Genomic DNA, 26,090 nt, shown 5'->3' with positions numbered 1-26,090 from the left:
GCGCCCATTGAAACTCTTTCTCCATCGATCTTTGCGCTCGATCAAGGAGCCGATCGACCGACAGAAGCCACTTAACCCGCCCTTAAGGAAGACTCTGTATAAAGCAGGGAAAATACATTAGCATTCCGCAATGTATTACCACATAGAACACAACAGCGCGACTCACCCGCCACTGGAGAAACTCGCTCCCAGCGGGCAGATCAGACTCATGTCGTACCTTTAAGCGGTGGATAGATGCAACTAACAAAATACACCGATTTCTCGCTACGTACCCTGATGTTCCTCGGCATACAGGCACCGGACAGCCGGGTCACCATCACCCAGGTCTCCGATCATTTCCAGATTCCGCGCAACCATCTGATCAAGATCGTGCACCACTTGGGTAAAGAGGGCTTCATCGATACGGTGCGCGGCAAGGGCGGCGGTATACGCCTGGGTATGCCGGCGGAGAAGATCAACCTGAGAACACTGGTGGAAACCACCGAAGAGACACTGCAGCCGGTCAACTGCGAGCTGCCAGTCTGCCCTATCGTCGGTAACTGCCGTTTACAGGGGATACTGTACAAGGCGCAGGAGGCATTCATGCGTGAGCTGGGCAACTACACACTCGCCGATATCTGCAACGCTCCTGAACAGATCACCCAGTTATTGCAGTGGCAATCGGACCAGGCCCGGTCTCACGCCTGATCGGGGACTCCAACCAACTCCTCAAGTGCCGCGGTCAGCGTCGGCGTAAAACTGAGCGCCCCCGGCAACGGTTTAACCCCCGCACGCGCCAGCGCACGCAATGGCTGGAACTGCAGATCGGCGACGATCAACTGAATACCCCGTCCCGCACACTGCTTCTGAAAACGAGCAAAGGCGCTCAGTCCGCCCGCATCCAGCAGCGGGACCGCATCCATATACAGCACTATCCCCTGCTGCTCTTCGGCCATCGCCAGCACCTCTTCAAACACCCGGTCGGCCGCTGCAAAGAACAGCGGGCCGGTGACCTTGATCACACTCCAGCCGGTAGGGAGTTCGGCGGGCACATGCTTGCGCTGGGTCGAGATATCGTTCACCCGCGTCATGCCGGCGATATCGCGCATGAACATCAGCGACGCCAGCACGATCCCGGTCGAGATCGCGATCACCATATCGAACAGCACAGTCAGCGACAGACAGCAGAGCAGCACCAGCACATCCCCCAGGGGTGCCTTGCGCAACAGCTCCACCACCTTCGGTGCTTCGCTCATGTTCCACGCCACGATCAGCAGCAGCGCGGCCATGCTGGCCATCGGCAGATAGGCCAGAATCGGTGCCAACAACAGCAGGCCGGCCAATACCACCAGTGCGTGAATGATACTGGCCAGCGGTGAACGCGCGCCGGCACGGTAGTTGGCAGCAGAACGCGCGATTGCCGCAGTCGCCGTGATCCCGCCGAAGAAAGGCGCAACCAGGTTACCTATGCCCTGCCCCAACAGTTCTCCGTTGGCGTGATGGCGATAACCGGTCATGCCATCCAGCACCACCGCGCAGAGCAGCGATTCGATCGCTCCCAGCATGGCGATGGAAAACGCCGCCGGCAACAGCTCGCGGAGCGTGTTCCAGCTCAACTCAAAGGGTTCGCCACCGGCACCGGCGTGTAGCCAGGGCCACTCGAAGCTCGGCAGGATCGGCGGTATCCCCTGCCCCAACGTGCCATCGGACAGTTCGAAGCTGAACCGGCTGCCGATAGTGTCGATATCGGCACCCTGCTGATTCAGCCACAACGCCAGCAGCGTACCCAGGATCAGTGCCGGCAGATGGCCCGGAACCGGTATTCGCAGCCGAGGCCAGAGAATCAGCGTCGCCAGAGTACAACCGGCAACCACTGCGTCCGCTACCTGCCAATCCGCTAACCGCTGGGCCAGCGCGATGACCTTGTCGGTATAGTGCGAGGGAAGCCCTTCGCTGGAGAGACCGAGCAGATCGGGTACCTGCAGCGTGGCGATCACGATCGCGATACCGGCGGTGAAACCCAGTGTGACCGACTCGGGGATATACTCGATCAAACGCCCCAATCGAGCCAGCGCCAGGCCCACCAGAATCAACCCCGCCATCACCGAGGCCACCAGCAGGCCCGCCAGGCCAAAGCTTTGCGAAACCGGGTACAAAATCACCACGAAGGCCGCGGTTGGGCCCGATACGCTGTAGCGGGATCCGCCGGTCAACGCGATCAGAAAACCGGCGATGATCGCCGTGTACAGCCCATTTTCAGGCCGGACGCCACTGGCAATAGCCAACGCCATCGACAGCGGAATGGCGATGATCCCTACCGTGATCCCGGCAATCAGGTCCGACCCCAGATCCCGCTTGCCATATCCCGCCACCCATGATTCACGCAACGCGCTGGCAAAGGAGAGCGAATGCAGTCTGGCGCGACTGGAAGACATGGTCATGAGCCCCTGAACAGTTGGAGGTTTATAGATATAAACATTACAAGCTAACTGAGTTAGAATGCAATGTTAATAACATTAACATATAGTACTAATCGATAGGCCACTCGATACTTCAACTCGAAAGATAAGAGAACCGCTCGTGGATAAGACCGAAAAACGAACGGCGCGCCTGACGCTGCTGATCGACCCGAACAAAAAGGCCGTATTCGAAAAGCTCTGCTTCGAACATGACGTGACCCCCTCGCAGATGGTGCGCAAGTTCATCCGCGATTTTATCGAACAGGAGCTGGGCCCGGATTGGCGCGACCAGGTGCTGGATAGCCAGGATTCCGAGGACTGAATCCTCTCCGTCAACGGCTAGCGCCCTAAGTCCCTATAAAGAATCTGTTTATTAACGGCGTGCGGACCAGTAAACTGCGCGCAATTTTTGACCAATTTCGAGGATTCCCCCATGCGTCTTGCCGAAGCTGAAAGCCTGATGCTGAACATTGGCCTGGTCGTCTTTGCCGGCTTTATCTTCTTCATCATTTACGACCTGGCCAAGAAATCGAACGCGGGACGCTTCGGTACCTTTGTGCTCTTCTTCGCGCTGGGCTTGGGCCTGGCCGCCTTTCTGGTCAAAACCGTCGTCGTCGAGCTGATCGAAGGTGGCACTATCTGACCTCTTGTCAGATTCCGACAGGCCATTTAGTACAAAAAGTTGTACAGCGCCGATCACATCCGCCCAGCGGCGGTTACGATCCAGGCCGAGCTGCGTTATAGTCCCTGCAAAGACGTTTTGCAGGGAGTGCCCCATGGACCCGGTTTTGATCACTGTTTTCGTGCTGTTGGCGCTGGCTATTCTCTATGCCATCTTCATCTACAACCATCTGGTACGACTGAAGCACAACGTCTCCCGCGCCTTCTCCAATATCGACGTGCTGCTGAAACAGCGCCACGACGAACTGCCCAAGCTGGTCGAAACCTGCAAACAGCATATGGGCTACGAGCAGAAAACGCTGGAAGCGGTAATGCGCGCCCGCAGTGCGGTGGCAAGCGCCAGCGAACAGGGTGATATCAAGGCGTTGGGACAGGCTGAGAGCCAGCTGCGTTTGGGGTTGGGCAACCTGTTCGCCGTAGCCGAGGCCTATCCGGAACTGACCGCCAGCGAATCCTTCCACCACCTGCACAACCGCATCAGCGGACTGGAATCCGCCATCGCCGACCGCCGCGAGTACTACAACGACTCGGTCAACCTGTACAACATCCGTATCGAACAGTTCCCTGATCTGATCATCGCTCGCCGCATGGGATTTGCGGCCGCCACCCTGCTGGAATTCGACGACGCCGAAAAGGCCGATGTGGATATGCAGAAACTGTTCAGCTGAGTTTACACATGCTGCTTGACCTGGATATCTCCAGCAATGAAAGGCTGTTCGGCCTGATCGGTTGTATCATCGGCTTTACACTCTGTATCTTCCTCGCCTTCCGCCGTTTCACTCGCTACCGTCTGGTTGCCGACACGCCCACCGCCCTGATCCGCTCCGCGCCCCAGGGCTATGTCGAGCTGATCGGCCAGGTGATCGCCGGTGAGGACGGCCTGTTGCGCTCCCCGCTATCGGCCACTCCCTGCGTCTGGTACCACACCCGGGTCGACCGCTATGTGCGCAACGCAAGCCGCAAGGGCGGGCGCTGGGAGCGGGTCTTTCGCGATACATCAAGCAGCTGGTTTCAGATCGATGATGGCACCGGCGTCTGTCTGATCGACCCTGCCGGTGCCGAAACCGACACTCAGTACAAAAAGGTCTGGTATGGCAGTACGGAGATGCCGGCGGGCCGGGCCGACAGCGCCGGTTTCGAGCACTACGCCATCTCGATCATCGGCGGCAGCGGGCGCTATCGCTATACCGAGCAATTGATACTCGAACAGGAGCGGGTCTACGCCCTGGGCCGCTTTCGCAGCCTAGGTGGCGGTCGCGACCGACTCGACCTGAAGGCGGCAAGCCGTGACCTCCTGCGCCAGTGGAAAAGCGACCAGGCGGCACTGATTGGCCGCTTCGATGCCGATGGCGACGGCAAGATCGACAGCGAGGAGTGGACGCAGGCACAGCATGCTGCGGTACAACAGGCCAAGTCCCGGCAGCATGAGCTGGACGCCATGCCGACCGTGGATCTGCTGCAGGATCCGGAGCAGCCGGGGCAGCCGTTTCTGCTCTCCACCCTAGACGAAGAGCGACTGCTGACCCGCTTTCGCTGGTATCTTGCCGGCTACATGGCATGTGCATTGCTTGCATTCTGGGTAGGACTGGAGTTACTGCTGACGACGACAGCCTAAAGCTGTAGCGCCAACTGCCGATAACGGTGAATAGAGTAGATTGTGAGCTAAAGTGAGGCACCGGAATGACCTCTTTACCCAGCCCAATCAGCTATATACGACACCCGGACAACACCCCCCTCAGTCTGGATGCACGGCCCTCTCTACCTCCCAACAAACCGCCCCTCCCGCTTGGCCTGATCTGCAATTCGTTACAGGAACTTGCCAACGGCACCCTGGTCGAGATCAGCAGTCCACATCTGGCGCCGGATATGCGCAGCCTGGGCCAGATCATCTGGTGCCGCCGCCTGGGCGATCGCTATCAACTGGGGGTGGCTTTCTACAGCAGTGAAGACCTCTACACCCTTCGCATGATGGAGCAGCTCTGCCACATCGAGCACTACCGTCACATTCTTGATACAGAAGGGCAACCGTCGACACTGGAACACGCCGCCCGGGAATGGGTCGAAAAATTCGCTGAACAATTTCCGACCGAGGGCCTCTAATCGAGGGTTCTGGGTCGGATCGACCCTGCGGGTAGTTTTCCCCGAGCCTGCTATAATGGCCGCTCTATGCAAACTGGATGAGTTAAGGATATGCAACAGAAAGTGGTACGTGTCGGCGATATCGCCATCGGTAATGATCAGCCCATGGTGCTGTTTGGCGGCATGAACGTGCTGGAGTCCCGCGACCTGGCGCTGAAGATCGCCGAGCACTATGTCGAAGTCACCACCAAGCTCGGCATCCCTTATGTGTTCAAGGCCTCCTTCGACAAGGCCAACCGCTCCTCGCTCAACTCCTTCCGCGGCCCCGGCATGGATGAGGGTCTGAAAATCCTCGAGGAGGTAAAAAACACTTTCAACGTACCGCTGATCACCGATGTACATGAGCCGTACCAGGCCGCTCCCGTCGCCGAAGTGTGCGACATTATCCAGCTGCCTGCATTTCTGTCGCGCCAGACCGACCTGGTGGTGGCGATGGCCGAAACCGGTGCCGCGATCAACATCAAGAAGGCGCAGTTTCTGGCACCGCAGGAGATGAAACATATCCTGCACAAGTGCAAGGAAGCGGGTAACGACCGCCTGATCCTGTGCGAGCGCGGCACCAGCTTCGGTTACAACAACCTGGTGGTCGATATGCTCGGCTTCAGCATCATGAAGGAGTTCGGCTACCCGGTGATGTTCGACGCTACCCACGCCCTGCAGATGCCGGGCGGCCGCGCCGACTCCGCCGACGGACGTCGTGCCCTGGTCGCCCAGCTCTCCCGCGCGGGTCTGTCCCAGGCGATTGCCGGGCTGTTCCTGGAAGCCCACCCGGAGCCGGCCAAGGCCAAGTGCGACGGCCCCTGCGCCCTTCCGCTGGACAAACTCGAGCCGTACCTGGCACAGATGAAGGCGATCGACGAGCTGGTCAAGCAGTTCCCGGCGCTGGACACCTCGGGCTGATACCGGAGCCTTCTGCTACACCCTGCACAGCTGCCGGGTGTAGCGATCAGGAATAGCCGTCTATGGATAGCACCGCCAAACCACCGCTGGACGCCCTGAAACCCGAGCTGGTCATAGGACCAGAACATCATCGTTTCAGGCTTAAGACACTGCTATCCCCCCATATGCTGGGCCAGCTCTGGCAGGCAGAGGACATCTCCACCACCCAGCCGACCCCAGTGACCCTGCTGTTCCTGAGTACGCAACTGCTCGGCCAAAGCGGTTTCGTCGACAAGCTTCGCGATGTGCTTAACCGCAATCGAACCATCAAGGATCCGCTGGCCGCCCGCTGCTACGGCCTGTTCAGCTGGCGCGGAATGTTCTTTTGCTCCTGGGAAGCACTCGACGACCTGACGTTGGCACAGATGCTGGCCGACGGCCGTGCCTACAAGATGAAAGAGCCACAAAAGCGCGGTCTGATCATTCAGGTCGGCAAAGCGTTGCAAGCCCATCTCAAGCAGTTCAACCAGCCCCACGCCACGCTGGCACCGGAGTTTATCTACCTGAACCGCAGCAACGGCGTGCGGTTGATGGGATACCAGTGGCGCGCGTTGCTGGAGCCCGTAGTTCCGCTTCTGGAGTCACCTCCGGGCTACCTCGACTGGCAGTCCGCCGACGCCTTCCACCCCAATCTGCTGGATGCCAGTGAAGATGTATTCGCCCTCGCCTGCCTGGTCTACGAACTGTATGCCGGCAAGCCCCCATTCAGCGCAGAGGATGGCGAACAGGGCCGTCGCGAAAAAGAGCTGAAAGCCCCCTCTGGTCTGAGCAAGGAGCAGTGGAAAGTGTTGCACAGCGCCCTCGCCTACGAGACTGAGCAACGCCCCGACTCACCGCTGGCATTGGTGCGACAGCTCTATGCAGACAAGGCCGACGAAGCGAAAGTTCAGGCGGAAAAGCCCGCCGACTCCACACCGGAACTGCCGGCCGAAATCGATACTCAGCCCGCAAGCCGTCCGTCCAGAAGATGGGCGCTGCCAACCGGCTGGACCAGGCCTGTGCTATCCGGGCTGGCACTGTTTGCAGGCGGTGTGGCGCTGGGCTACTGGCTGGCCTATTCAGAGACAACTGCAACCACTAGCGCGCCAACATCCGATACACAGCCGCTGACTCAACTGCGGCAGGAAAACCTAATTCTGAAGGAGCGGTTGCAGCAACTGCAAGGGGCGGTCACGGCCACCGATTCAGCCAACTCCATGCCAGCTGAAAGCAGTACGCGGGCGGAGATCCCCCCTGCAGCGGTTACGACAGGCGACGTTACAACGGGCGAAGCGATGCGCGAGGCGGAAAAGCCGGCCGATAACCTCAGCGCTTTCCGCGACCAATGGGCACCGGACCGCTTCGCGCCACAGATGGTGGTGATCCCCAAGGGGCGCTTCCGGATGGGCGATCTCCACGGTGCAGGGGACGACAACGAATATCCGGTGCACCAGGTGATCATCGGTCGCGCCTTCGCCCTGAGCCGCTTCGAGGTCACCTTCGCCGAATATGACCAGTTCGCCGAGGACACTGGCCGCCCCCTGCCCGATGACCAGGGCTGGGGACGCGGCAACCAGCCGGTGATCAATGTCAGCTGGCAGGATGCCAAGGACTACACCCGCTGGCTGGCGGAACAGAGCGGCCAACCCTATCGCCTGCCCACAGAGGCGGAGTGGGAGTATGTCGCCCGCGCCGGTACTGAAACCAAATACTGGTGGAGTGATGAACTCAGTGACGGGATAGCGGTCTGTGATGGATGCGGCACCCAATGGGACGGACAACGCCCGGCACCGGTCGGTAGCTTTCCAGCCAACCCCTGGGGCATCCATGACCTCAACGGCAATGTCGACGAGTGGGTCGAGGACTGCTACAGCGGCACTTATGACGGCGCACCGACAGACGGCAGTGCCAGCACGGGTTCCAACTGCAGTCACCGCGTCATGCGGGGCGGTTCTTGGTTCGAGATTCCCCGCCTGATCCGATCCGCCAGCCGCTACCGTCATCCGGCCAACACCAGCCGTAACAGTTGGGGTTTCCGCGTGGCGCTGGATCTGCCCAACAGCGAATAGACAAGCGCGGCTTTCAGGCCGCGACAGCATACAGGGAGTAAACAGCATGATGATCCGCACCTTGGCTGCCGGCGTGCTACTGGCGATGGCCGGACAGAGTGTCGCTGGCGAACCGCTCAGACTCGCCGATCAGGCGTTGAACCAGCGCCAACTGATGATTTTCCAGTCGGGCCAGTCACTGTTCAGCGAACAGTATCAGCTGGCAGACAAAACAGCCGATCGCATTATCGAAATCGCGCAGATCAATCCTCAGATGCAGCCCGGTTCGGCACTGGTCGAAGGCGCCGGTGATATCGAGCAGATCGCCCTGATCTCGCCCAACGACGGAATACAACAGCGGTTGCAAGGGATGATCGGCGAAACACTCGGCCTTAAACGCTACGCTCAGGATGGCAGCGCCATCTATCGCGAGGCCCGCCTGCTCGGCATCGAGGGTAACCAGTTGCTGCTCGAAGATGGCGAGCGAGTTGAATATCTACCGCTACAATCGGACTGGCAGTTGCTGCTGCCCGGACCCGCTCCACGTTACGCCAACACTCCTTACCTGCAGATCAAACGCAGTGGCGACGCCTCCGATACCCTCACCCTGAACTACATGGCCGGCGGTCTGAACTGGCAGGCGGACTACGCACTGACGCTGGAAGCCCAGTCCAATACCCTGTGGCTGCAGGCTCAAGCCACACTGAGCAACCACACCGGTATCGACCTGCCGCAAAGTCAGGTGCGCCTGCTGGCGGGCCAGGTCAATCAGCCGCAGGGCGCACCGCGCCTGTACATGGCCAAGGCGGCGATGGAGATGGCCACGGACAGCATGCCGACCGAGCAGGCGTTCGAGGACTACCATCTGTACACCCTGCCCAGCAGAATCGACCTGCCCTCCGGCGCCAGCACCAGCGTGGCATTGATGCCGACACAGAAACTGGATTACCACAACAGCTACCGGTTCCAGATGCCGGTGTACGGTAACGCCCAGCCCGAGCCGATCAAGGGGCGACCGAGCAGGACCATCAGTTTCACCCTGCCTCAGCAGGAGCAGCGGGAGTTTTCGCTGCCGGCCGGTAACGCCCGCGTCTATGTAAAGGGCAAAACTGCAGGACTGAGCTTTATTGGTGGCCAGAACCTGCCCGCCCATGCGGCCGGTGAGGAGGTGGAAATGATGCTGGGAGAGGCGTTCGATATCGGCATCGAACAGACCCAGAGCCTGTACGAACGCCTGGGCAACACTACCCGGATGGCCTATCAGGTAACTCTGAGTAACGCCGGAAACCAACGCAAGACCGTTGAGCTGACAGCAGACTTTAACCAGAACTGGCAGATCACCCAGAGCAGCCACCCCGCCGAAAGCCAGGGTGCCAGAGCGCTGTGGCGTATCGACATACCGGCAGGCGGCTCGACCACACTCAGCTACCAGGTGGAGCTCACCCGCCGCTAGTGAACGTCCTGCTTAGCCGTTAGAGGGGAATACCGCCTGTTTCTGTTGCCAGTAGGTCAACTGTTCGGCGTCAGGGCTCAACCCGAGCCCACCCTCTCGGCAAAGCTCGACCATGCGCTTTACTGCCAACGGATGGCCCAGTTCGGCAGCACGCCGATAGGCCTGCACAGCCTGCGCCGGTTCAATGCCGAAATGGTGTTCAAAGCCCTGCTCATGGATCCGCCCCATCTGATACAGCGCCTTCACATCCCCCTTTTCGGCGGCGCGCTGCAGGTAGATCGCGCCCTGAATCCGGTTTGCCACCCCCTCCCCCCTGAAATGCAGCAGGTGACCGTAAACGGACAGCGCCCGGCGGTTGCCGTTATCGGCCGCCAGCCGGAACAGTTTCATCGCCAGCGTATGGCGCCGGCGCGAACCGCGCCAAACGCGGCTGCGAAACAGGCCATAGGCGATCCAGAACAGCAGTGGTGCGAGCAACTTCATAACCAGGCGCATAGCGACTCCCTGTGACACGAATCCAGACTCGGCTCAATCTACCCCAGCCGACCAACATATCCAAAGCAGGAGAGACCCAATAGGGCCATACATTATATCGAATAGATTTTTTATAACCTTATGCAAAGACTGTATGAGCATTGCCCGCTATATTGGTTACACTGTCAGCCAACTCGCAAGTTGCAACTGCCGACTGGTGTATTTCAGAGCAGTCCAACGGGGACCTGGCTGAAAGAACCTGTCTTCAAAACACCAGAAGTGAAACGACTTCAAGGAAGTGGAGCTTTATGAAAATCTACGACGACAACTCCCAGACTATCGGCAACACCCCCCTGGTTCGGCTCAAGCACCTCTGGCCTGCCGGCAACCTGTACGGCAAGATCGAGTCACGCAACCCGGCAGGTTCCGTGAAGTGCCGTATCGGCGCCAGCATGATCAACGCTGCCGAGGCTAGCGGTCAGCTCAAGCCGGGTACCACCCTGGTCGAGCCGACCAGCGGCAATACCGGTATCGCACTGGCGTTTGTTGCGGCGGCCAAGGGTTACAAACTGATCCTGACCATGCCCTCCTCCATGTCCCTTGAGCGGCGCAAGCTGATAAAAGCACTCGGTGCCGAGATCCTGCTGACCGAACCCGCCAAGGGGATGAAGGGCGCAATCGCCAAGGCGCAGGAACTGGTCGATGCCAACCCCGGCGAATACCTGATGCTGCAGCAGTTCGAGAACCCGGCCAACCCGGCGATTCACGAGCAGACCACCGGCCCGGAGATCTGGAACGATACCGATGGCCAGATCGATATTCTGGTCGCAGGCGTCGGTACCGGCGGTACCATCAGCGGCGTATCCAAATACATCAAGCAGACCCAGGGCAAGGCGATCACCTCCATCGCCGTGGAGCCCACCGACTCGCCGGTAATTACCCAGACGATCAACGGTGACGAGGTGAAACCGGCACCGCACAAGATCCAGGGTATCGGCGCCGGTTTCGTACCGAAAAACCTGCAGCTGGATCTGGTGGACGGTGTAGAGCAGGTCAGCAATGACGACGCGATCGCCACCGCCCGCGAACTGATGGAGAAAGAGGGGATTCTGGCCGGCATCTCCTGCGGCGCCGCCACCGCTGCCGCGCTGCGCATTGCCGCCAAGCCGGAAAACAAGGACAAGATGATTGTCGTGATCCTGCCCGACTCCGGTGAACGCTACCTCTCCTCCGCCCTGTTCGAAGGTGTGTTCAGCGACAACGAGATGGTGCAGTAACACGCATACCGTACATCCCGTGCATCGCCGCTCCTGCGCATCCATGCGCCCGCGGCATACCGTACGTCCTGTACGTAACAAAAAAGCCGTGGTTCAGGCCACGGCTTCTTTTTCTTTCCAGAGCGTCGATCAGTGAATCATTTCCCGGATCTGATCGTGGCTCGGGAAGCTTTCCAGCTTTTCAAAACAGACACTGCGGTCGTTCGCTTTGGTCAGCGTATACCAGCTGGGTTTATGTGCCTCGCCAATATACACGCCGTCCACCTCGAAGGTATCGCCATCTACGCCCAGAATGGCGATCATCTTTACCGTCTGCTGCATTTCCATATTCACCCCCAGGTTTCCTATTCTTGTAATTTAACTACACAAGTATAGCTTAGAAGCGGCGTATGACAACGTGATTACACTTCGACCACAGCCCATTGGTGAAAATATAGACAGTTATTGATCGATATCAGTTTTCAGGGGTGGTGAAACTGTAATTCAACGACATCATGCCCCTGTTGCCACCGGCCGTGCAGGGTCGCGAATCCACTCACTCCAGGAACCGGCATACAGCTTCGACCCGGTGAGGCCGACATGCTCCATGGTCAACAGGTTGACGCAGGCGGTGGCCCCGGAGCCGCACATATGCACCACCTCTGACGCCGCTCTGCCAGCCAGCACGGCCTGCCATTTTTCAAGCATCTGCTCAGCAGGCACAAAGCGTCCATCGACCAGGTGCTCGGTAAACGGCAGGTTTACCGCGCCCGGCACATGTCCGGCGATCGGGTCCAGCGGCTCCACGTCGCCGCGGAAGCGTTCCGCCGCGCGGGCATCCACCAGCAGGCAGGCATCGTTCGCCAGTACCTGTTGCAGCTGCGCGGCCGTCACCACCTCACCCGGATGACTGGATACGCCAGCCGTGCTCAGCACCTCGGTACCGGCACCCTGCTCGGACGGCTCGCCGGCCGCCTGCCAGGCGGGCCAGCCGCCGTTCAATACCGCCACGGCACGATGGCCGAGCCAACGCAGCAGCCACCAACCGCGGGCGGCAAAGGCGCCGCCGGAGGCGTCGTAGAGCACCACCTGGCGTTCGGCCGTCAGCCCCAGCGCCGTCAGCTTCGCCAACAGACGATCCGGATCGGGTAGCGGATGGCGTCCGCTTGCCGGTGTGATCGGTGAAGAAAGATCATCTTCCAGGTGCAGGTAGTGCGCACCGGGAATATGGCCTTCGGCGAAAGCGCGCTGACCGGCATCCCGGTCTTCGGGTTGGGTCGACAGCACAAAGCGGCAATCGAAAATCAGGGGGGTCTCCAGCGCCTTGAGCTGGTCTACCTCGATCAGCGTTTCGTACATGGATCCCCCTGTTATCAGATAGTTAAAAATTTTGGCGCCGGCCATGCGGGCCCTATTTAAAGCCAGGCGTCAAAGGTAAGCGGCCAGCTCTTCGCGCAGGATATCGAGTTCATTCTGCGCCTTCTGCTTCGCCTTCTTCTTCAACTGCTCGACCTCGGAACTCTTCTCCTCGATCACCCTTCCCGCTTCGGCAGACTTGTCGTCGGCGTTATCGACACGATCGATCAGGTGCTGCACCTGCTTCAGGATCGCACGGCGGCGCCCCTCTTCGATGCGGGCCAGCTCCTCGGCGCTCTTCTTCTCCTTCTTCGCGCCCTCGTCCGTAGTGCTCTGCGCCGGCACGTAGGTCAGCGGACGGATACCAGAGGCGATGCGCACCTTCTGCAGGAACGGCGTCGCATAAGCGCGGGCTTTCTCGGCACCCTCGTGCAGAATCTTCTCCACATAGCCGAGATCGTTAAGCAACGCGTTATAGCGCTCACGCGGTGCGGCCAGCTTGGCATCGAGGAACTCGAACAGCTCGCGCTTGGCTTCTCCCCAGGCGATCCCCTCTTCGTACTGGCGACGCATCGCCGCTCTCTCGCTGGCGGTGGCGAAGTGGCTGTAGAGCTGGAACAGGGTGCTGTTGTCGGCATCCTTCGGTTCGCCCGGCTCGCGCAGATCGGTCTTGATCTTGTTGATCAGCGAACGCAGCTCGTCACTGGAGCAGAACAGCGGAATGGTGTTGTCGTAGCTCTTGGACATCTTGCGCCCGTCGAGCCCCGGAATCAGCTGGGTCTCTTCGTCGACCTGGGCTTCCGGCAGCGTGAACAGCGGCTCGTAGACGTGGTTGAAACGCCCGGCGATATCGCGCGCCATCTCGATATGCTGGATCTGGTCCTTGCCCACCGGGATGATATCGGCGTTGAACATCAGGATGTCGGCGGCCATCAGGATCGGGTAGTTGAACAGCCCCATGGTGATGCCGTCGTCCAGATCCTCGTTGCCCGCTTCGCGGTTGGCGTCCACCGCCGCCTTGTAGGCGTGGGCGCGGTTCATCAACCCCTTGGAGGTCTGACAGGTGAGCAGCCAGGTCAGCTCGGTGATCTCGGGAATATCGGTCTGACGGTAGAAGGTCGCCTTGTCGGTATCCAGCCCCAACGCCAGCCAGGTAGCCGCAATCTCACGGGTGGAGCGTGCCACACGCTCCGGCTCGTGACACTTGATCAGGGCATGGTAATCGGCCAGAAAGAAGAAGCTGTTGAACGCCGGGTTCTCGCTCGCTTCGATCGCCGGTTTGATGGCGCCGAGATAGTTGCCTATGTGCGGTGTACCTGTTGTGGTGATACCAGTCAGTACGGTCTTCTTGCTCATCGTCTGCTCTATTGGGTTCTTGGCGTTTTAAGGCCCGATATCATACACGAACTCGGCCAGCCTTTGACCAATGGCGGGTAGCTCCCGAGCGGCCACGGTGATACAACAGAGGTTCGGTAATCACGATGAGAATAACAATGTCCGACATGCTCCCCTCCCTGATCACCCTGGCCGGCTTTCTGCTGCCCGCCGGCATCATGTTGAAGCGCCAGCCGGAGCGTTCTGCCAGCCATATCGCGCACACGCTGCTGGTGGCGCTGTTCTGCATGTTTGGCGGCCTGCTGTTCGCCGGGGCGCTGATCAGTGTGCTCGGCGAAGGCAGTCCCGCTCTGCTCAACTCGGCGCTGGTGGTAATGGGCGCCCTGATCTGCGTACTGGCTCAGCAATGGTATGTAAAACGCAGAGGCTAAGCCCTTGCTATCGTTGACAGCCCGGCGACTGACACCATACTTAACTCAGCCGCACATGCCGCGACGGAGGGTGTCGCGCGAACGGTCTCCTGTGTTTTATCGAATAACTAATTCAAAGAACCAGGGAGGTAACCCATGGATACCAGCCCCCATACGCTGAATACGCTGTTTGAACAGCTTGGGCTTCCCAGCACCACCGTAGAGATCGAGCGTTTTATCGCCACCCATCGCCTGTTTACCCAGGAGATCCCGCTGCATCAGGCGACCTTCTGGAGCAATTCCCAGGCCGAATTCCTGAAGGACGCGATCTACTCCGACTCCGACTGGGCTGAAGTGGTGGATGAACTTAACAGCCGCCTGCGCAGTACGCACTGACGCCCGCCCTATATCCGACCGCTATTCATTAGAGTGCAGGCAAAGCGCCCCCCTGCACTCTATCCCCCTTTTCCATATCCGGCCCTTGCGCTTTTGCCTACTGGCCAGGTTGGGTATTATCGAGGGCTTCACACATTTAGACTCAGGCCCGACCAAGATGCTGACGCTGATATCGCCCGCCAAGACACTCGACTACGAGTCGCCGCTCGCCACCGACACGCACACCCAGCCACGCTTTCTGGAGCACTCGGCCGAGCTGATCGAACAGCTGCGCACCCTGGCGGTACAGGATATCGCCGAGTTGATGAAACTCAGCGACAAGCTGTCCAGCCTCAACGTGGCACGCTATGAGAGCTGGAGCGCCGAACATACGCTGAACAATGCCCGCCCGGCGGTGCTGGCATTCAAGGGCGATGTCTATACCGGGCTGGAAGCGGAGACGTTCAGCGCTGAGCAGTTCGAGTTCGCCCAGCAGCACCTGCGCATCCTCTCCGGCCTCTACGGCGTGCTGCGCCCGCTGGACCTGCTGGAGCCTTACCGTCTGGAGATGGGCACCAAGCTGAAGAACAGCCGTGGCGATAACCTGTATCAGTTCTGGGGCAATATCATTACCGAAGCGCTGCAGGCCGAGCTGAGCGAGCAGGCCAACCCGGTACTGGTCAACCTGGCGTCCAACGAGTACTACAAGTCGGTCAAACCCAAAGCCCTGAACTGCCGTATCATCACCCCTGAGTTCAAGGATCTGAAGAACGGCCAGTACAAGATCATCAGCTTCTACGCCAAAAAGGCGCGCGGACTGATGAGCCGCTACATCATCGAGAACCGTATTGATGAGCCGGAGGCGTTGAAGGGGTTCGATCTGGAGGGTTACTACTTCAGCCCCGAGCACTCCCAGGGAGATAACTGGGTATTCCTGAGAGACGCGCCGCCGGAGAAGTAAACTTGAGTCAGACGCAGATAGCAGCTTACTCAGGAAGACTTGCTTAGGCAGAATAGTAAGGACAAAAAAGCGCCCCGACGTGTTTCATACGTACGGGGCGTTTTTTGTTACCGGCGTCCGGTACCGGTGAACTGCAGGATATTGTTGGGGAACTCCATCGTCTCCACTTCCGACGCGAACTCCGTCGCCACCTTCAGGATAATCTTGCTGGCGTGGGCGTACTGCTTGGAGAACGGCGGCCAGTAATCGCCCAGGCCCATGGCGTCGTTGATCACCAGTACCTGGCCGTCGCAGTCGGGGCCGGCACCGATACCGATGGTGGGGATACGCAGTGACTGGGTGATCGACAGGCCCAGCGTTGCCGGCACATGCTCGATGACCAGCATGAAGGCGCCCGCCTGCTGGATCGCCAGCGCTTCGTCGAGGATGCGCTGGGCGTCTTCGCTGGTGTTGCCCACCTTTTTGAAGCTCTCGGCGGTCTGCGGCGTCAGCCCGGTATGTCCCACCACTGGGATGCCGTTGGCGACCAGATGCTCGATCACGTCGAGCTTCGGCCCCTCCAGCTTGATGCTGTCGGCACCGGCTGCCATCAGACGCCTGGCGCTGGCCAGTGCGATCTCCGGGTTGGCATCGGTCAGGTAGGGCAGGTCGCCGATGATATGGGTCTCCTTCGCGCCGCGGCGAACCGCGCCGATGTGGTACTCCATATGCTCGATGGTCACGTCGCGTGTACTGTCGAACCCCATCTCAACCATGCCGACCGTATCGCCGACCAGGATCACTGGTACTCCGGCTTCCTCTATGCCACGGGCAACCGGGCAAGTATAGGCGGTCAGCATCGGGATCGGTTTAACTCCCTTGCGCTGGATGAAGTCGCTTGCGCTCAGTTTCATAACCGGACTCCTGTTATTCAGTCCTGTAAGTGAGTTCCCCTATAGGGGGGGAGGAGCAGTGTAGTGAAAACTGTACCCGCGGCGTTCGTAGACTTTAGTCTAACGGCACTGCAGCATAACTCCGTTTCCGGGACATGACCGAACCTTGACCGGCGTCAGTATCGCCCCCGATTCGCGCCCCCGAGCCTTGCCGCACATCCGCCCTGCCGACACACTCCAAGAGCTCCCGTTAGGGGTACCTACGATAATAACGACGAGATAAGCCAGGCCATGACCGATTACTCAGCCTACTCCACTCCCTATGAAGTACTTGGTGAACAGAAGATTCGCGAGCTGACCGACGCCTTCTACGACATCATGGACAGCCTGCCGGAAGCCGCCGGCATCCGCGCCATGCACAAGGCCGACCTGAACCCGATGCGCGAGCGTCTGGCGGAATACCTGATCGGTTGGTTGGGTGGCCCGCAGATCTACGCCGAGAAATATGGCAGCGTCTGCATGACCGGCCCTCACAAAGGCTACGCCATCGGCGAGTCAGAACGCGACCAGTGGCTGCTGTGCATGCACAAGGCGCTGGAAGCGGTCGACGTGGAGCCGCAGCTACGCGAGATGCTCCAGGCGCCGCTGTTCGCCATCGCCGATATGGTGCGCAACCGTTAAGCGTCGGGGAGCGTTTTCTGGTCTAATCTCCTACCCTGTTCACCCAAAAGATCAAGGTTAGGAATATGGCGCTCTCCCCCGTTAACGATTGGATCGCCCGTGCAAACGACGATCCGGTACTGAGAAACCTGCAGCAGTGCCGCGAACAGCTGTGGATAAACCCCGAGCGAGCCACGTTCGAGCGCGTGAAGCAGCAACTGCCGCTGAGTTACGCCGATATCGAGGACGCAGCTGCCCGGCTGGAGCGCTTCGCCACCTACTTCTCTGTCGCCTTTCCGGAAACCGCCGCCCGCGGTGGCATCATCGAATCGGAGCTTGTCCGTGTGGACAGGGGCGCAAAGCTAATCGCCGAGTTTCAGCACAGCGACGTGCCGGACAACCTGCTGATCAAGTGCGACAGCCACCTGCCGATCTCCGGCTCGATCAAGGCCCGCGGCGGTATCTACGAGGTGCTGCTGTACGCCGAGCAACTGGCGCTTGAGCATGGTCTGCTTAACGCCGGGGACGACTACAGCTGCTTCGCCTCCGAACCCTTTCGCCAACTATTCGCCCAACACAGCATCGCCGTCGGCTCCACCGGCAATCTGGGGCTCAGCATCGGCATCATCAGCGCCCAGCTCGGCTTCAGGGTGACTGTGCATATGTCCGCCGATGCGCGGGAGTGGAAAAAGGCGCTGCTGCGCTCGGAGGGGGTCAACGTGGTCGAGCACCAGTCCGACTACAGCGTCGCGGTGGCACAGGGGCGGCAGGAGGCGCTGAATACGCCGGGCTGCCACTTTATCGACGACGAGGACTCCACCTCGCTGTTCCTCGGCTATAGCGTCGCGGCGCTACGCCTGAAGCAGCAACTGGCGGCACAGAATATCCCGGTGGACGCTGAGCACCCTCTGATCGTTTACCTGCCTTGCGGCGTCGGCGGCGGTCCCGGCGGTATCGCCTTCGGCCTCAAGCAACTATTTGGCGATGCCGTGCACTGCTTCTTTGCCGAACCCACCCACTCCCCCTGCATGCTGCTGGGGATGCACTCCGGGCTGCACAACGGCATCAGCGTGCAGGATATCGGCCTGGACAACCTGACCTGCGCCGACGGGCTGGCGGTCGGCCGTGCCTCCGCCTTCATTGGCAAGATCATGGAACCCCTGCTCGACGGCATCTACACCCTCAGCGACGAGCGGATGTACGCGCTGGTGACCCTGCTCACCGACAGCGAAAAACTCGCTGTGGAACCCTCCGCCACGGCGGGCCTGCCGGGGTTCGCCTGGTTGATGAGCGCCGACCAGGAGACGCTCCAGGCGCTGGGCCTGACATCCACTCTGCACAACGCCACCCATATCGCCTGGGCCACCGGCGGTAACATGGTGCCGGTGGAGGAGATGGCCAAGTATTACGCGCTGGGCGCAGAGGCGCTTAAGCAGTTCAAATAAGTCTTATCCACCGCAGCCGCCCTCGCACAGCAGATCGGCGATGGCGGCTTTGCCGCTGTCGAGCAGGTAGACCTGCGCCCTGACCGCGGCATTGTGCCCTGGCATCCGGGACTTCGGCAGTGATGAAACAGACATTTAAGGTTTGTAATAAATGCGTAAAACAAGCAGCATAGCCGGAAACACTTATATTGTGTTACCGAATGATAACAATATCACCAGAACACCATTTTAAATGTTCATTTTTGTATCACATTATTAATCGATGTATCGCTGAGTTTACATTCAATATAAAGCAGACGTTACACTCTTGAATAAATTTTAATATTGGACGCTTAAACCTGCACTTTTATAACAAATAAATATATCCATACTTATTTTTTTCTTGTTAGTATTCCCTTACGAGTTAAACGGGCTATCAATAAACCAAAGTGTTTCAGTTTGTTTATAGTCGCTGGAGTAACTCGGAAAGATCTTCTCCCGATAATGGCAAAATCCGAGCAATCGGATGACGCAAAGTCACGGGTCCCTCGATGGATAGCCGGACTACCGAAGAGAACTCTTCTCTACTGCCGGTAGCTGTGGGTCTTTCACTTGAATGTATTTGGAAGCTCGATATACCGGCCAAAGCCTCTGCCATTCTGCAGCCTCTGTGCCCTCTGTATCCATCCACTTCCTGTGCATTCCGCCTTGCCGGATCGATAGGGCTATTAAGCCTTTTCCCCGGCTCCAGGGAACGGCTGATGATATCTCCCGGGTGGGAGGGTATCAGCAAGTGGATTGTATTCATCTTAATGCAGATGCAGTTGGAGCTTAGAAAACAATGAGCAAGAGCAAACTTTCCCTCGCCTGTGCACTGGCAACCGCCTTTATTATGTCACCAGCCTATGCGGCCTCCGCAAAATTCGCCGCATATGTTGCCGACACCCAGTTACTGTCGACCAATGCCGATAGCAACACAAATAAAATCGATGCCCCTGAGGCCGCGACCATTCTGAATGCCACCATCCGCACGCCGAATAAAAAGGATCTGCTGATCGGCGTTTCTCTGGAGGCCGGTCTATACACTGAAACCAACGTTAAAGGTAAAAACGGCAGTTCAGAGGTCGCGGGCGCCGAAGGCGGTATACAGGTCAGCGTGCTGGTCGACGGAGTACCGGCGATGCCCGGTCAGGTAACCTTCGCCAAACGCTTCCAGGAGTTGAGCGCCACGCTCGGCGGCGTGATCGAAAGCTGCCAGGTCACCAGCACCGATGAGGATGGCGATGGCGTATATGAAGGCACGGTGGTGATCGAGCGCGACTGTCTGGTATCGGACGAAGAGATCGGCCTGGTGCTGAGCACCACGGCGGCCCATCACTTCAACTTTGTCATGCACGATCTGGCACCGGGCGATCATAGGGTCGAAGTGGTCGCGCAGGCACTCTCCAGTGCCGATGTGACCAACGGCACCTATACCGCCTATGACCCGGATACCGGCGCACCCTACGAGGTAACCACCACCAATAACGAGGCCAGTGCCTATGCGGTAGTGGGTAAAGGCTCTCTGACGGTGCAGGAGGTTCAGGCGGTTAATGTGAGCAACCCGCTCGACGGCAACGTACTGGAGCTGTTCTAGAACCGTCGACCCTGCCCGGTTGGAAGGGGCATCGCTTTACGGAACACGCCATACAACCACCCGGGGAACAGTCTGCCGCCATACTTGGCGGCAGACTGTCCCGAAAATCAACTCCCATCCCAACCTTGGAACATTCGGTGCGAAATTCCCCAGGTCACGCCGCCAGCCGCTTCAGCCCGGCAAAGTCTATCTTGCCGCTACCGAGCTTGGGCAGCGCCTCCACTTCGATGATCTCAGAGGGGATCATCAACGGATTGGTACCGCGGTCGATCAGGCGCTGACGCAGGGTTGCAGCATCAGCCCCCGGAGTGATCAGCAGCACCACCCGCTCACCCTTCTTGTCGTCCTTCACATTGGTGGCGGCGAACTCGATCTCATCGCCCTTCATAAACTCGCCCACAACCTCGCGTACGACAGCCTCCACCGCACCCAGGCTGATCATCTCGCCGCCGATCTTGGCGAAACGGGAGTAGCGGTCGACGATGGTCAGGAAGCCGTCCTCGTCGACATGGCCCTTGTCGCCGGTCTTGTACCAGCGGCGGCCATCCAGCTCGATAATCGCGTCGGAGGTTTTCTCCTCGTTCTTCAGGTAGCCCAGCATCACCTGGCCGCCTGAGATCAGGATCAGGCCATCCTCGCCCACCGGCAGGGTCTCATAGGTAGCCGGATCGACAATACGGAAGCAGCTGCCCGGTAGCGGCAGGCCGACTGTGCCCTGTTTCTGCCCCTGCTGAACCTTCCAACTGCCCGGATCGATGGCATCGGGGATATTCACGCTGGCCACCGGCGCGGTTTCGGTGGCGCCGTAACCCTCGTAGATCGTCTTCTTGAACTTCAGCTCGAACGCATCGCGCACATCGCCGGTCAGCTTCTCCGCACCGGCCACCACGATGCGCAGGGAGTCCAGCATCATCGGCTGCACCTTGCGGTTACGGGTGTACAGGCGCAGAAAGGTGGCGGTGCCACAGAGGATACTGCCCCTGTACTGCGAGATCGCCTTGGCGATATTCAGCACATCGGTGGGGTCCGGGTGACACACCGCCGGAATCCCCTCCACCATCGGCAGCAGGCTGTTGACGGTGAGGCCGAAGGAGTGGAACAGCGGCAGCGTCGCCATCATCACATCCTCGCGGCGGGTGTTCAGCACATCGCTGATCTGCTTGATGTTTCCCATCAGGTTGCGGTGGGTCAGCACCACGCCCTTGGGTGTGCCCTCACTACCGCTGGAGAACAGGATCTGCGCGGGGCTGTCACTCTCCACTGCCCTGCCGTGCAGGCGATAGAGCCAGGCCGCCGGCAGCAACCGGGCGCTGAGCAGATGGCCGAGCAGGCGGGCGCTGCTCATGCGATCCTTCAGCTCCTCCAGGTAGACCACACGGGTACCGGAGAGCATCGCCTCCAGCTCGATCCCCTTGGCCGCGAGCTTCTTTGCGAAGCGGGCCGAGGTGTACACGGTTTTAATCTCGCCTGCGCGGATCGCCGCCTGAACCGCGTCCACACCGGCGGTGAAGTTCAGGTTTACCGCGGTCTGGCCGTTCAGCATCACCGCCAGGTTCGCCATCACGCCGCCAGCGCTGGAGGGCAGCACCAGCCCTACCTGATGCTCGGTCTTGCGCGGGCTGATCCTGCGCATCGCCTGGGCGATGGCGGTGGTGCCGGCAACCACCCGGATATTCGAGTACTGCGCGCCGGTTGAGTCGATCAGGCTGACGGCGGCGGGCTTGCGCTTGGCCTCCTTCAGCCAGGCCAGCGGCAGCGGGTCGAGCTGAGCTGTGTAGCCCTCCCAGGCGGTGATCGACAGCTCGAGTACCTTCTGCTTCAGCTGCTGCGCCTTGGTTTCTACCGCCAGCGGCTCCCCGAAAGCGACGATCACTCCGCGCTTGAACCCTTCGCGGGTGTTCTCGCGTAGTTTTTCGCTATGTGAGCGGGACAGACGGCTGCCCCAGAGGCCACGCAGGTAAAACGGCACGATCTTCACGTCGCCGCTGTCCAGACCCTCAACCGCGCGCTCATAACCGGACCTGAACTCGCCCAGATGGCCGGTGCGGCTGATCGCCCCCTCCGGGAACAGGCACACCACCTCGCCGTTTTGCAGGCACTGGTTCACGCTCGCCAAGGCGTCGCGGCTGCGGCCTGGACTGATCGGAATCGCGCCGAAGAACTTCAGGAACGGCTTCAGGTACCAGACGTCGTAGTAGCGGCGCAGCATCACGAAGCGCACCGAACGCGGACAGGCGATCTGCACCATCGCCCAGTCGATCCAGCTGATATGGTTGCCCAGCAACAGTACCCCGCCCTCTTTCGGCAGGTTATCCAACCCGGAGACGGTCACACGGTAGTGGCGTTTGAGGATCACCCCGGCGACGATCCGCACCAGCGACTGCGGCAGCTGGTAAATCGTGTAGATCGCCCCACCGATGGCGGTCAGCGCCAGCAGGTAAAGCAGGCCACGGCTGTCCAGCCCCTGCAACGAGAAAGCCACGGCCAGTCCGAGGAAGCCGAGCATGGCGATGTTCTGGATCCAGTTGTTGCCCGCCAATACCGTACCCAAACGCTTCTGCCCGGCGCTGTACTGGATCAGCGCATTCAGCGGCACGATAAAGAAGCCGCCACAGACACCCAGCAGCAGGAACAGCGCGGCGATTGAGCCGGCGCTCTCCAACTGCGGCAGCAGCAACAGGCTAGCCGCGATCCCTACTGCACCCACCGGCACCAGCCCCAGCTCGATATGGCTGGGCGACGCACGCCCCGCCACCACCGAACCGATCACGATGCCGATGCCGCTCACCGCCAACAGCCCCTGGATCACCAGCGTATTGGTCTCCAGCAGCGTCTCCTTGGCAAAGGCCGGGAAGGTCGCCAGCACCACCTGGGACACCGCCCAGAACATCGACAAGCCGACGATCGACAGCCAGATCGCCTTTTTACTGCGGATCGCGACGATATTGCGGCGCAGATAGCTGCCCTTGAGGTAGGCATCAAGGGTAAACCGCTTGGCAGCATCACCGGCGTAGCGTTTGGGCAGGTACCAGCAGATCAGCCACTCCAGCGCCGACAGCGCGATCAGGATGTAGCCCAGCGGCATGATCGCCTGCATGATCTCGGCGGTGGAGCTGAAACCGCTCTGGTAGAACTGCTCGAACAGCGCCGAAAACACGAAGGTTCCGGACAGGATCGACACGATGGTCACCGCCTGCACCTGCGCGTTCCCCTGCGCCAGCCGTTCATCCCCCAGCAGCTCGCGGATATAACCATACTTGGCCGGGGAGTAGATCGCGCTCTGGATCGCCAGCAGCAGGGTCAGGCCGAACGCCATCCAGAACCAGCCCATCCAGTAGCTCAGCGTGATCAGCGTCGTGCCCGCTACCGCGGCCAGCGCGCCGTAGCGCATCACCTTCTCTTTCGGGAAGCGGTCGGCGAGAAAACCGGAGGGGGAGAACAGCAGGATAAAGGGCAGCAGGATCAGACCGTTCACGATCGCGGTCAGAATCACCTGCACTTCGCCATCCCAGGTTTTGAAGATGGTGTTCTGAATCACGATCTTGTGGCCAAGATCGACAAAGGCGTTGATAAACACCACCAGGATATAGGGCAGAAATCCCTTGATCTTGAAGAGCTGGTTCATAGCCGGTTCCGTTGCTTGGGGTTAGAAGTGGTTAAATTCTGCCCTACCGCTCTTTATTCACAACCTACACCTTCAGTGTCGCGCAATAGACGCCAAAAGGTATTATATTTTGATACTTTCTACCGCCTATACAGAACGGAGTCGGTACACGGATGGCCAAACAAACCAAAGCCTTGATCGCCGCCCTTAAGCATAGCCTCAAAGCCCAGGGTAAAACCTACGCCGACGTGGCCAAGGGGCTTGGCCTCTCCGAAGCCAGCGTCAAGCGGCTGTTCTCCACCCAGCAGCTCTCCCTCTCCCGCCTGGACGAGATCTGCCAGCTGATCGGTATCGAGATCTCGGACCTGGTCAAACTGATGGAGGAGCGGGCGGGCCGGATCGAACGTCTGACCGTCGAACAGGAGCGCGAGATCGCCAACGACCTGACCCTGCTGCTAATCACCGTCTGCGTGCTCAACCGCTGGAGCCTGGACGACATCCTGCGCGTCCACCAGCTGGACCAGCACACCTGCATCCAGAAACTGGCGCGCCTGGACCGGCTACAGATCATCGACCTGCTACCGAAAAACCGCATCAAGCTGAAGGTCGCCACCAACTTCAACTGGATCGAGAACGGCCCGATTCAGCAGTTCTTCCAGCAGCGCATCGCCGCCGAATACTTCAGCACCCGCTTCCAGGGCGAGGATGAATGCCTGCTGGTGCTCAACGGCATGCTGTCGAAATCATCCAACCAGGCGTTCCAACGCCGCATGCAGCGCCTGGCACGGGAGTTCGAGGAGTTCAACCGCGAAGACGTGGCCCTGGAGTTAGATCAACGGCACGGGGCGACGGTGATCATTGCGATACGGGGTTGGCGGTATGGGTTGTTTAAGAACGGAAGTTAATCAACCTTGTCTAACGGTTCCGACACCCGGTATCAAGTGGTTACTAACAGGCTGAACAGTCAAAAATTTCAATCGCCAGAGTAATCAGCGCTTCGATAGAATGCCGCCCAATATCCCCCATCTACCGGGGCTTCTGGACGTATAAAGGAAATGATTTGATGGTTAATATCACCAAAATATTCGCAGTCAGTTTGATCGGGCTCCTGTTCGCCGGCTGTGCTACGCAGACGAGTCGGTTTGTGACCCCCGATGAGGTGAGCGACTACCTGATCGAGCAGACACCCGAGGATATAAAAAGGGTATTGGGTCAGCCACGCACCATAGTACATCCCGACCCCAATACCACGGTGTGGACCTACCACTCCGATATGATTCAGAACAAAAAGGCGACTCAAGGGCTGTGCGAGATGGTCATCACCTTTGAGGGCGGAAAAGCGGTCAAGGCGGTGGTCAATGCGACCGAATACTCCCCTTTCGCGCCGAAACTGGCGACCTGCAACATGATGCTCAACGGCCTGTGAGCCCTGTTGCCCGAGTGACACAAGATCAATTACCGGTACGGGGTGGACATTGATCCTCCCCCTACCTTCTCACCAAAAAACGGACACCTCAGCCACTCAATCTGCACGGCCCCAGTTGTAACCGCTTCTGCCTGCCCCTCAGGTGAAGGTATTGATATACAGAGACTCCACCTTGTCTCTCGCCCACTGGGTTTTGCGCAGAAACTTCAGTGACGACTTGATCGACGGTTCGTTATTGAAGCAGTTGATGTTTATTCTTGCGTATAAACCATCCCAACCGTAGTGCTCCACTAACCGAGTCAATATTTTTTCAAGTGTTAACCCATGTAATGGGTTATTGGGTTGTTCTTGGTTCATAGGCTTGCTTCCAATTCGTTTTTAAATGCAGAGTCGCCTCAACCTCCCTGGTGTACCGCTCGTCAGGCGTAAACCTAACTATAGAAGGTGTCTACTGTTCGTGGGTAACTCGGTAACATACTAACATTTCGGAAAGTAATGTCATGAAACAATATACTGGCATTCGGGTTGCCTGAAAAATGATCGGACCAGGTTCGGCAGCTTCTGGATGCTACGCAATGCGCTCATGGCCAACCGCTTCATATGATCCTTGTTCTCAACCAGTTG

The 26,090-nt window shown here is 59.2% G+C and carries 26 protein-coding genes, 1 pseudogene and 1 riboswitch; of the genes and pseudogenes, 18 read left to right on the top strand and 9 right to left on the bottom strand.

The genetic code is table 11. From position 1 onward, the window contains the following. The first annotated feature begins 234 nt into the window (after positions 1–234). Positions 235–687, top strand: coding sequence for an Rrf2 family transcriptional regulator (locus KQ940_RS18725; protein WP_217415420.1), 453 nt, complete (start codon positions 235–237; stop codon positions 685–687). Here the strand turns inward: KQ940_RS18725 and dauA are convergent. After that, positions 678–2,414, bottom strand: coding sequence for a C4-dicarboxylic acid transporter DauA (dauA, locus tag KQ940_RS18720; RefSeq protein ID WP_217415418.1), 1,737 nt, complete (start codon positions 2,412–2,414; stop codon positions 678–680). The two genes, KQ940_RS18725 and dauA, sit on opposite strands and share 10 nt — an antisense overlap. Positions 2,415–2,559: 145 nt before the next feature. Here dauA and KQ940_RS18715 point away from each other — a divergent pair, with 145 nt between their 5' ends. The 8 genes from KQ940_RS18715 (at position 2,560) to KQ940_RS18680 (ending at position 9,677) form a co-directional block, all read left to right on the top strand. Further along, complete coding sequence (locus KQ940_RS18715; protein WP_217415417.1) at positions 2,560–2,760, top strand: CopG family transcriptional regulator; 201 nt, start codon at positions 2,560–2,562, stop codon at positions 2,758–2,760. 111 nt (positions 2,761–2,871) lie between these two features. Next, complete coding sequence (locus KQ940_RS18710) at positions 2,872–3,081, top strand: DUF2788 domain-containing protein (RefSeq protein ID WP_036192434.1); 210 nt, start codon at positions 2,872–2,874, stop codon at positions 3,079–3,081. Between the two features lie 133 nt (positions 3,082–3,214). Continuing rightward, a complete protein-coding gene (locus KQ940_RS18705) occupies positions 3,215–3,787 on the top strand; it encodes a LemA family protein (RefSeq protein ID WP_217415416.1) in 573 nt (190 codons plus the stop codon). Between the two features lie 8 nt (positions 3,788–3,795). Next, positions 3,796–4,734 carry an E3 ubiquitin ligase family protein gene (locus KQ940_RS18700; RefSeq protein ID WP_217415415.1) on the top strand — a complete coding sequence of 313 codons (939 nt, stop codon included), beginning with the start codon at positions 3,796–3,798 and terminating at the stop codon, positions 4,732–4,734. A 65-nt stretch (positions 4,735–4,799) separates the two neighbouring features. Next, positions 4,800–5,219, top strand: a complete 420-nt coding sequence (locus KQ940_RS18695; RefSeq protein ID WP_217415413.1) for a hypothetical protein — start codon at positions 4,800–4,802, stop codon at positions 5,217–5,219. 90 nt (positions 5,220–5,309) lie between these two features. Continuing rightward, entirely contained in the window at positions 5,310–6,158 is an 849-nt protein-coding gene (gene kdsA / locus KQ940_RS18690) for a 3-deoxy-8-phosphooctulonate synthase (RefSeq protein WP_217415409.1), read from the top strand. A gap of 62 nt (positions 6,159–6,220) precedes the next feature. Beyond that, the gene (locus KQ940_RS18685; RefSeq protein ID WP_217415408.1) at positions 6,221–8,245 is read left to right on the top strand and encodes an SUMF1/EgtB/PvdO family nonheme iron enzyme; all 2,025 of its coding nucleotides are present in this window, start codon (positions 6,221–6,223) and stop codon (positions 8,243–8,245) included. 46 nt (positions 8,246–8,291) lie between these two features. Then, positions 8,292–9,677: a DUF4139 domain-containing protein gene (locus KQ940_RS18680; RefSeq protein ID WP_217415404.1), complete on the top strand. Its 1,386-nt coding sequence runs from the start codon at positions 8,292–8,294 to the stop codon at positions 9,675–9,677. Positions 9,678–9,689: 12 nt separating this feature from the next. Here KQ940_RS18680 and KQ940_RS18675 read toward each other — a convergent pair whose 3' ends face one another. Then, positions 9,690–10,172, bottom strand: a complete 483-nt coding sequence (locus KQ940_RS18675) for a tetratricopeptide repeat protein (RefSeq protein WP_217415403.1) — start codon at positions 10,170–10,172, stop codon at positions 9,690–9,692. A gap of 287 nt (positions 10,173–10,459) precedes the next feature. Between KQ940_RS18675 and cysK the strand changes: the two genes are divergently transcribed. Continuing rightward, positions 10,460–11,428 carry a cysteine synthase A gene (gene cysK, locus KQ940_RS18670; RefSeq protein ID WP_217415402.1) on the top strand — a complete coding sequence of 323 codons (969 nt, stop codon included), beginning with the start codon at positions 10,460–10,462 and terminating at the stop codon, positions 11,426–11,428. A gap of 129 nt (positions 11,429–11,557) precedes the next feature. Here the strand turns inward: cysK and KQ940_RS18665 are convergent, their stop codons facing one another. The 3 genes from KQ940_RS18665 to KQ940_RS18655 form a co-directional block, all read right to left on the bottom strand. After that, positions 11,558–11,749, bottom strand: a complete 192-nt coding sequence (locus KQ940_RS18665; RefSeq protein ID WP_246590188.1) for a hypothetical protein — start codon at positions 11,747–11,749, stop codon at positions 11,558–11,560. 171 nt (positions 11,750–11,920) lie between these two features. After that, positions 11,921–12,766, bottom strand: a complete 846-nt coding sequence (locus tag KQ940_RS18660; protein ID WP_217415400.1) for a sulfurtransferase — start codon at positions 12,764–12,766, stop codon at positions 11,921–11,923. 69 nt (positions 12,767–12,835) lie between these two features. Then, complete coding sequence (locus KQ940_RS18655) at positions 12,836–14,119, bottom strand: tryptophan--tRNA ligase (RefSeq protein ID WP_217415399.1); 1,284 nt, start codon at positions 14,117–14,119, stop codon at positions 12,836–12,838. 137 nt (positions 14,120–14,256) lie between these two features. Between KQ940_RS18655 and KQ940_RS18650 the strand changes: the two genes are divergently transcribed. The 3 genes from KQ940_RS18650 to yaaA all read left to right on the top strand — a co-directional run bounded on the left by KQ940_RS18650 (position 14,257) and on the right by yaaA (position 15,844). Next, entirely contained in the window at positions 14,257–14,529 is a 273-nt protein-coding gene (locus tag KQ940_RS18650; RefSeq protein ID WP_217415397.1) for a hypothetical protein, read from the top strand. Positions 14,530–14,664: 135 nt separating this feature from the next. Next, positions 14,665–14,904 carry a DUF2789 domain-containing protein gene (locus tag KQ940_RS18645; protein ID WP_217415395.1) on the top strand — a complete coding sequence of 80 codons (240 nt, stop codon included), beginning with the start codon at positions 14,665–14,667 and terminating at the stop codon, positions 14,902–14,904. A 157-nt stretch (positions 14,905–15,061) separates the two neighbouring features. Further along, a complete protein-coding gene (gene yaaA, locus KQ940_RS18640) occupies positions 15,062–15,844 on the top strand; it encodes a peroxide stress protein YaaA (RefSeq protein ID WP_217415393.1) in 783 nt (260 codons plus the stop codon). Between the two features lie 107 nt (positions 15,845–15,951). Here yaaA and panB read toward each other — a convergent pair whose 3' ends face one another. Then, entirely contained in the window at positions 15,952–16,737 is a 786-nt protein-coding gene (gene panB / locus KQ940_RS18635; protein ID WP_217415391.1) for a 3-methyl-2-oxobutanoate hydroxymethyltransferase, read from the bottom strand. Positions 16,738–17,007: 270 nt separating this feature from the next. Between panB and KQ940_RS18630 the strand changes: the two genes are divergently transcribed. The 3 genes from KQ940_RS18630 (at position 17,008) to KQ940_RS18620 (ending at position 20,436) form a co-directional block, all read left to right on the top strand. Continuing rightward, complete coding sequence (locus tag KQ940_RS18630; RefSeq protein WP_217415390.1) at positions 17,008–17,397, top strand: group II truncated hemoglobin; 390 nt, start codon at positions 17,008–17,010, stop codon at positions 17,395–17,397. Between the two features lie 65 nt (positions 17,398–17,462). Beyond that, a complete protein-coding gene (gene dsdA / locus KQ940_RS18625) occupies positions 17,463–18,821 on the top strand; it encodes a D-serine ammonia-lyase (RefSeq protein WP_217415386.1) in 1,359 nt (452 codons plus the stop codon). Positions 18,822–19,296: 475 nt separating this feature from the next. Next, positions 19,297–19,372: riboswitch (cyclic di-GMP riboswitch) on the top strand. 269 nt (positions 19,373–19,641) lie between these two features. Further along, complete coding sequence (locus tag KQ940_RS18620; RefSeq protein WP_217415385.1) at positions 19,642–20,436, top strand: hypothetical protein; 795 nt, start codon at positions 19,642–19,644, stop codon at positions 20,434–20,436. 154 nt (positions 20,437–20,590) lie between these two features. Here KQ940_RS18620 and KQ940_RS18615 read toward each other — a convergent pair whose 3' ends face one another. Next, on the bottom strand, positions 20,591–24,061 hold the full coding sequence (locus KQ940_RS18615; protein WP_217415384.1) for an acyl-[ACP]--phospholipid O-acyltransferase: 3,471 nt from the start codon (positions 24,059–24,061) through the stop codon (positions 20,591–20,593). 152 nt (positions 24,062–24,213) lie between these two features. On the opposite strand from KQ940_RS18615, the gene KQ940_RS18610 reads away from it, so the two are divergent. Both KQ940_RS18610 and KQ940_RS18605 read left to right on the top strand, forming a co-directional pair. Beyond that, positions 24,214–24,945, top strand: a complete 732-nt coding sequence (locus KQ940_RS18610; RefSeq protein WP_217415382.1) for a helix-turn-helix domain-containing protein — start codon at positions 24,214–24,216, stop codon at positions 24,943–24,945. 158 nt (positions 24,946–25,103) lie between these two features. Continuing rightward, on the top strand, positions 25,104–25,466 hold the full coding sequence (locus KQ940_RS18605) for a hypothetical protein (protein ID WP_217415381.1): 363 nt from the start codon (positions 25,104–25,106) through the stop codon (positions 25,464–25,466). A 138-nt stretch (positions 25,467–25,604) separates the two neighbouring features. Here the strand turns inward: KQ940_RS18605 and KQ940_RS18600 are convergent, their stop codons facing one another. Both KQ940_RS18600 and KQ940_RS18595 read right to left on the bottom strand, forming a co-directional pair. After that, positions 25,605–25,823 carry a VF530 family protein gene (locus KQ940_RS18600; protein WP_217415379.1) on the bottom strand — a complete coding sequence of 73 codons (219 nt, stop codon included), beginning with the start codon at positions 25,821–25,823 and terminating at the stop codon, positions 25,605–25,607. Between the two features lie 141 nt (positions 25,824–25,964). Then, positions 25,965–26,090, bottom strand: a pseudogene (locus tag KQ940_RS18595) (IS630 family transposase); the annotation flags it as partial.

Origin of the sequence: Marinobacterium ramblicola (assembly GCF_019084545.1) — a bacterium.
Taxonomy (GTDB): Bacteria; Pseudomonadota; Gammaproteobacteria; order Pseudomonadales; family Balneatricaceae; genus Marinobacterium_D; species Marinobacterium_D ramblicola.
This window is presented reverse-complemented; position numbering and strand designations above follow the sequence as displayed.